2 protein-coding genes and 1 pseudogene are annotated in these 4,517 nt (G+C 57.3%); 1 reads left to right on the forward strand and 2 read right to left on the reverse strand.

What is annotated here, in order from left to right:
• Positions 1–2,071: 2,071 nt before the first annotated feature.
• On the reverse strand, positions 2,072–2,764 hold the full coding sequence (locus IVB48_RS11970; protein ID WP_247400069.1) for a hypothetical protein: 693 nt from the start codon (positions 2,762–2,764) through the stop codon (positions 2,072–2,074).
• A 1,011-nt stretch (positions 2,765–3,775) separates the two neighbouring features.
• Here IVB48_RS11970 and IVB48_RS11975 point away from each other — a divergent pair.
• Positions 3,776–4,213: pseudogene (locus IVB48_RS11975) on the forward strand (ATP-binding protein); the annotation flags it as partial.
• Here IVB48_RS11975 and IVB48_RS11980 read toward each other — a convergent pair.
• Positions 4,191–4,517: transposase (locus tag IVB48_RS11980; protein ID WP_247400070.1), on the reverse strand; the 327-nt coding region annotated here is incomplete at its 5' end. The pseudogene IVB48_RS11975 and the gene IVB48_RS11980 sit on opposite strands and share 23 nt — an antisense overlap.

A 4,517-nucleotide genomic window follows, 5' to 3' on the forward strand; every position in this document is an offset into this window, starting at 1 on the left:
TCTCGATCCTCTGCGGTTGGGCAAAAGACCAAGGTAGCCGGGTTGCAGACTGTCAGCGGTGCGCGCCTCCCCGTTGCCCCCGATCATGATCGCTGGAAATAGCGATCACGATCGGCTGGAAACGATGATCACGATGCTCTGGAATGGGTGATCACGATGGCCTGGAATCGGTGATCACGATCGGCTGGAACACGCACTGAAGGTTGATGATATGTAGGTGAGCCGGTCGACGAGGGCGCTTCCGTATAGCATGACGGCATCGGGGTCGCTTTGCGGCTCATCTGGGCTCAAAGCACCAAGATCATCTTCAGTCGACATCTTCGCTCTCCTCGCCGTATGGATGCAGTATCCCCACGGGGAATGAGGCAGGTTTCGGATTGCTCACCGCCTCTATCGTGTAGAAGCCATGAGCCTCGGCCTTTTTTGCCTGCACAACCCTGACTGAAAACCCTCGATATGAATTTTTTGTTGGAGCCTTCAAATATCCGGGAGCTGAAGGTGTTGGTCCGTGAAGATGGAGCAAATAGTCTTCAATCGCGCGACGAATGCCTACAGCACTCGCGTTCCGTAGCCCCGCGGAATCATGAGTGTGCACCGAGCCGTGTATCGCCAAATTGAAGAAATCCCGAAGAACATCCGCGTCTGCTACAACGTGCTGGATGAGCGGCTCCGACTCGCGCGAATGTCTCTCTCACCTGCGCGGGTAACCGGTCGCGGTTCTTCGTTTCGCGCTTTTCGCGCCTTTCGAGCTCGAGCAGGCCGCCACGAGTCAGGGCGAAAAGGGCAAATTTGCCTGGGGTTGTTCGTTCGACGAACCGCGCATTAGTCATCAAACGAAGAATCCTGCTGAGATTGGCATCTCGCAGATGTAGTCTCTTGGCGATCGCCGCCTTCTCCATCTGCCGGGACGGCGTGTTGCGGAGCAATCTAAGTATTGGCACTACGTGCTGACGATGCAGGACCTTGCTTGGACGTGCGAGCTTGGACGTGTTTATCGACATATGTAGAAGGTCGTAGAATGCTCTGAAGCGCTCCGCATAGGCAGTATTCCGCGCGCCAAGGATTGCGCTTATCCGTCGCAGAATATCGAACCATTCTCGTAGCTCTTGGTCACGCCGCCGGCTCTCCAGGGTGCTCCAAACCCACGATCCCAGAGTGGCGTAGAGGCGCTCCAGGCTTTTCAGATCCCTCTTTGAGGAGCTCGGAAATGACGTGCCTGGCTTCGCTCGCCGTCGCTTCGCCCGCCTCTACCTTTTCCAATGCCAGATCCGACATGGGCTAGCCTTACATCACAACGGTTAATATCGCTTTACAACGCTTTACTCTGATTTTAGTCCCCGAATCTAGTTGTCAAGAGCCCCATTTGTAGGCGGCCCAAACGGTGTTCTGGCCGAGTTCCTTCGCCGAAACCGCGGCGGGCTCTTTGAGTAGGGGTAATGGTACCTATTCGGTGATCTATGAACGTCGTCTGGGTCGGATGCTGCACCACGAAGCTGCGGGTACCGAACCTCACCTCAACTTGCGCCGCGGTGGTCTGGTGGCCCTGCATTGCGCGGTCGTTACCCATTGACGGGACGAGCATGACGTCGACGTCGAGCTCACTAAAAGGCGTGTGGCACACGTCACAAATTCCAGGCAAATGGCGACGCTGATCAATGCGCCTTCTGTAGCAAGGACACATACCCGGTCGCCAGCCGTGATATTTTCCATGCCCCAACCATCGTCGGCGTAAGGCGCGATCTTGTCGTAGCTCAAGCGCTCCTCTCCGTAGCCGTCGTAGATCCGGGCCCGGTTGACAATCCCGTGGTCGTTTTTCTCATGCCAAGTCCCTGGCATCAGAATTTCGGGCGCTTCGAGCTCGTCCGTAACATCCCGGTCTCGAATGAGCTCGACGATCTTCGCACGCAGTTCCGGCGAGACAGTTAGCTCGGGCCACACAACTGCGATGCAGTTCTCCTTCAGGGCCTGAGCAATCTGCTCAGAAATTGCGCCGTCTGCTGACGGTGCTTCAACGCTGGCGACCCTGAAACGCTTATCGCCTGCTATGGAGCAAAACTCTGGCTTGAGCTCCCTAGCCTAGGGCCTTGAACAGGCAAGCACCCATCTTCCATTTGCGCGCGTCCGAAGCCGTCGTATGCAACGTGCGAGTATCCACGACCTGGACAGGGTAGCCCTGTATCACAGCAGGCAATATTCGATGGAAGAGTAAACCCCGCTTCGAGTAGGGCTGAAGCCTTCGAGCTGGGCGCAGTGCGCTCACGCCTTGCCGCGGAATGAACCAGCATCCAAGCTGCTCGAGGTGCCACTCACTCGGCGCAATCGGCCACTGCGAACGCCGCTCAGCAAGCACCCTGTCGATTTCCCGTATGAGGCCGCCCATCCTTGACGCCGCCAGCTCAGGCGTCTCATCGGACAACGACCACGAGAGATGGCCGTCTCCTATTGAGGAGGCGAAGCTCTCTCGTGCCTCCTCGATTCGCTTTTCCGTGAGATTCCGATAGGCCTTGTGCACGCTTCCCGGAGCATTCCTAAACAACATGTCGAGCTCGATCAGCGCTTTCCTGAGCTCATCCCGACTGGCATTCGTGATCAGCTCCTGCCGCTCGGCAAGCTCTCGCGCTCCATTCTTCCAGGCGTCAAAGGCTGACGTTTCGGCTTGGCTATCCACGGGCCCAGGCAAAGTTTTCGTCCAAATCAGACCAGCAATATTTTCCATCGATAGGCGTGCGCAGACGATTTGCAATCCACTCGACTGGTTGCTCACAATTCTCGGTCCTGTGCCGAGCGGCCGGGCCTTTCCGTTTCCGGAGATGTGCAGAGCCGCGGCGAAAATCTGCGCAAAACACGGCGGGGGCAATGAAAAGCTGCATCCTTCCTCTCGAGGAAAAGCCGTGGCACCTCGGGGCATGGCGTTTCTATCAGCGCCGCAGCTACTTCGCGGTCCAGATTACTGAGATCTGACTGAATCCAACTCGCCGATTATGGATCAACTGCAGGCGGAGTACTTCAAGGACATCGCAGCTAGTGTCTAGGAGATTCGAAGGCCATTCTGTTCAGCGCCGAGCCGGGCTGGCTATATACCGACAGCAATTGAAAACCATGGGAAATCATGGAGTACGCCGCCGGGATCCCGCTAAACGCCCGGCGCGGACACACGATCCGTGCTGCTGTCCGGCGACACGCACCATTGCGGCCGCTACGTCGGCAAGGACGCCGGTCAGTACGTAGCCTGGAGGAGGGGCATTCCTGGATCCGAGCTACCAGCTCGAACAGGACGTTTCGGTGGGCTTCGTATGATCATCGTCAGGCGCTGAAGCTCGGCACGATATCGGATCATACGGATGACAAAAGGAAAACTTCAGCGCATACCCTTCGTTCTCGACAAGTAAATGGCTGACGCTGAATTTCTTCGCTTTTATTGAGCTGGGACTTCTCGCTCCTGATGGGCGCGATCTGCTTCCTACTCTCCGTCCTCATCTCGCTGCGTGACCGCCCCGACGTTTACGCATTACAGCTAGCGTTTTTGGGGCGTCCCTGATCGGTACACGATCAGCCGGAGGTCTCGACTAGTTTCAAGAGCTGGTCAGCGAGCGCCATCCATGCGGCTGCTCATTTAGTCGTCCTCATGTGCGCCGCGCGATATGCGATCGCGTTTCAGAACGAGTATTTCACTTAGACTGGAGAGTGGTGGGAGGTGTGCAAGTGGTTCGGCCTCCTCGCCTCCGAGATGGAGACGGTTCTGATCGGGAGCACGCTGTTCGGTTCGAATATGCCGCAAGGTCGGCTCGCCGAGCATCTGACCCGGATGGACTTCATCGTGCTGGATGAACTCGGCTATTTGCCCTTCGCCCAGTCCGGTGGCCAGCTTCTGTTCCATCTCATCAGCCGGCTGTACGAGCGCACCTCCATCATTGTCACCACCAATCTTGCGTTCGGCGAATGGCCGAGCGTGTTCGGCGATGCCAAAATGACCACCGCGCTGCTCGACCGGCTGACCCATCACTGCGACATCGTCGAGACCGGCAACGACAGCTGGCGATTCAAAAGCCGCGACGATGTTCAAACAACCCGCGCTCGCGCCGTCTCCGCAACCCCGACCAGCTCCGACGACCCGAGCGCTACCAGCAGAGCACGCCGATCAAAGGGGTCTCTTTTGGGCTCTGACGCATATTCGATGATAGTGATTGTTTTTATGGCGCGCCAATCAGCCTAGCCTGAAGGAGATCGAGCTTAGCGCGCCCGTACATTTGCCGTTTGACCAGCTTGAGCTTGGTGATCTGAGCTTCCACTTGGCCATTGGACCATGGTTGCGTGATAGCCGCGTGCACCGCGGCCTTATCGTTGGCAATGCCATTCGCGAACGAGGCAATGAGGCTCCGCTTGGAGTCATCAATCCAAGGTTCGAGCTCCATCTCGGCCTTCTTTCGGATCATCGCGTGGAAGCGGCCAACGAGAGCTTGGGCATCGGCCAGCATAGGAACGTTTTGTTCGATGACCGCAAGCGTGACGGTCTCGGC

Source organism: Bradyrhizobium sp. 76 (genome assembly GCF_023073025.1).
GTDB lineage: Bacteria > Pseudomonadota > Alphaproteobacteria > Rhizobiales > Xanthobacteraceae > Bradyrhizobium.